Source organism: Paracoccus sp. (in: a-proteobacteria) (genome assembly GCF_047973135.1).
Classification (GTDB): Bacteria; Pseudomonadota; Alphaproteobacteria; order Rhodobacterales; family Rhodobacteraceae; genus Paracoccus.
Genome location: NZ_JBKEBL010000314.1, coordinates 1 through 2110, shown reverse-complemented (window position 1 = coordinate 2110; position 2110 = coordinate 1). Strand labels below are relative to the sequence as shown.

1 protein-coding gene and 3 pseudogenes are annotated in these 2110 nt (G+C 64.2%); 3 read left to right on the top strand and 1 reads right to left on the bottom strand.

Features of this window, described 5'->3' with window-relative positions; all coding sequences use genetic code 11:
* Positions 1-510 (top strand): annotated as a pseudogene (locus ACK5L9_RS22560) (methylase); the annotation flags it as partial.
* Positions 510-1550: pseudogene (locus ACK5L9_RS22555) on the top strand (toprim domain-containing protein). The pseudogenes ACK5L9_RS22560 and ACK5L9_RS22555, both read left to right, overlap by 1 nt.
* Before the next feature lie 191 nt (positions 1551-1741).
* Here the strand turns inward: ACK5L9_RS22555 and ACK5L9_RS22550 are convergent.
* On the bottom strand, positions 1742-1864 hold the full coding sequence (locus tag ACK5L9_RS22550) for a hypothetical protein (RefSeq protein WP_416913700.1): 123 nt from the start codon (positions 1862-1864) through the stop codon (positions 1742-1744).
* Here ACK5L9_RS22550 and ACK5L9_RS22545 point away from each other — a divergent pair.
* Positions 1863-2110: pseudogene (locus tag ACK5L9_RS22545) on the top strand (hypothetical protein); the annotation flags it as partial. The gene ACK5L9_RS22550 and the pseudogene ACK5L9_RS22545 overlap by 2 nt on opposite strands.

Here is a 2110-nt window from a genome sequence, read left to right as displayed (position 1 = left end):
GCCGTCACTACAGCCTGGAAGGAGGATCTGGCCGAGCTGCCGGAGTTCAGCGTCAGCATTCTGCATATGGTGACTGGGCTGCTTCTGACGATCTGGAAACGGCTGCCGCAGGACTCCTCCCGCGTCTATCGGCTGCAGACTGACGAGGGCGAACGCATCATCGGTCGCCGGGTATCGCCGGCATGGGCTGCCAATGCCTCGACCAGTGGCGTTACCAGCAGCCTGACACCCGATGCCGCCTATGCCGCGCTGATCGAAGGTCGCACGATCCTTGATCTCGCCGAGGGGCTGCAACTGCGCCGCGTCCGCGTCATGGGCGCCAACCGGATCGAGCTTTGCGGCTTCACCGATGCGATGCGCGAGCGGCTCAGGGCCTATGGCCTTTTCAGCGAGATCATCTCCTGGAAGCTGCGCTTCTTCGTGCCGGTTGACGCATCGGGGCCGGGGATCATTGGAAAGCTCTTTGACCGCTTTCCGGTCGCGCGTATCATTGATCGGGAAGCTGCGTGATGGAACGTCTCACGGCTTCTGAACTGGCGCAGCGTCTCGGTTGGCAGGCCGAGGCGGTGTGCCAGCATTATCTCTCTAACGGGCGCAAACAGGGCAAATACTGGCTGGTCGGCAATGTGCGGAACACGCCGGGACGTTCAATGTTCGTGCGCCTTACCGGGCCCGAATCCGGCAAGGGCGCTGCGGGCAAATGGACAGATTCCGCCACCGGGGAGCATGGCGATCTACTGGATGTCATTCGCGACAGCCTTGGGCTGGTCGAATTTGCCGATATTGCCGAGGAGGCCCGACGCTTTCTCAGCCTGCCGCAGCCCGAACCGATGCCGCAGCCTCGCCAGTCCCGAACAATGCCCGCAGTATCAGGCTCCTCCGAGGCGGCCGGCCGCCTCTGGCGCATGACGCAACCGCTGTCCGGTTCTGTAGCAGAGTCGTATCTGCGCAATCGCGGCATTACCGATCTGCGCGAGATCGCCAATCTACGCTTCCATCCGACCTGCTTCTGGCGACCCGAGGGTGATGCTCCGACCGAGACCTGGCCTGCGATGATCGCTGCCGTCACTGACCTTGATGACAAGATCACCGGCGTACATCGCTCTTGGCTCAGGCGTGACGGCTCCGGCAAGGCGCCTGTCGATCCGCCGAGAAAGGCGATGGGAGACCTGCTCGGGCACGGCGTCCGCTTCGGGAATGCGCAGGATATCATGGCGGCTGGGGAAGGCATCGAAACCATCCTGTCGCTGCGTCAGGCCCTGCCAACCATGCCGATTGTTGCGGCTCTCTCGGCCGGACACCTCGCCGCCATCCGGTTCCCTCCGCATCTGCGCCGGCTCTAAATCCTCCGCGACAACTATCCGGCCGGCGAGGCTGCGAGGGACAGTTTGGTGGGCCGGGACATCGAAGACGGGATCGAGGCGATCCAGCTTTCGCCCGTGCTGGGGGATTTCAACGACGATCTCATCAGCTTTGGTCTGGAGGCGCTGCGGGCGAAGATCCGGGTGCAGATCGCCCCGGAGGATGTCAGCCGATTCATGGCCTCGTGACGGGACCGGAACGAGGAATGTGATCGGGGGCGTCAGCTCCGTCATGTGCAAAGGGTCGCACCTCCGTCGGCAGGGGACCGCGCCTTGGCCTTCTCGGAGGGCGAGCGGCCCACAAACGCCCCGGCCCGGCAATGGCGGCGCCCGACTGATGTCCGTCGGCGGGCAGGCCCGCCTTTACAGCGCGAAGCAAATCAGCCGGGCTTTGCCATCGAGGCCCTCGCGAAAGGCTCGGGCTGCCCGGCCGGATCGCCCGTGGGCGTGTCGTCGCCATGAAGGCCGCGACGGTCGCGGTCCAGCCGAAGGACGCATCCCATGTATGCCCATGACGATTTCGAACCCGATCACAGCACATCCCCGACCGGCCATGTCACCGACGCCCTCGAACTCTATGGTTACCGCCTCGCCGAGGGCGAGGCCGATCCCCGGATCACACCCGAGGATCATAGCATCCAGACCGCCGTCGCCGATATCTTCGACGCGCTGATCTCCACCATGGCCGACACCAGCCTCGATGCCGATCTCGACGAGATCATGTGGTCCACCGTCAATAGCTTTCACCG

Bases quoted from the DNA above. Each gene is read 5' to 3' on its own strand.
- ACK5L9_RS22550 (WP_416913700.1), bottom strand. From the start codon at position 1,864: ATGGGATGCGTCCTTCGGCTGGACCGCGACCGTCGCGGCCTTCATGGC.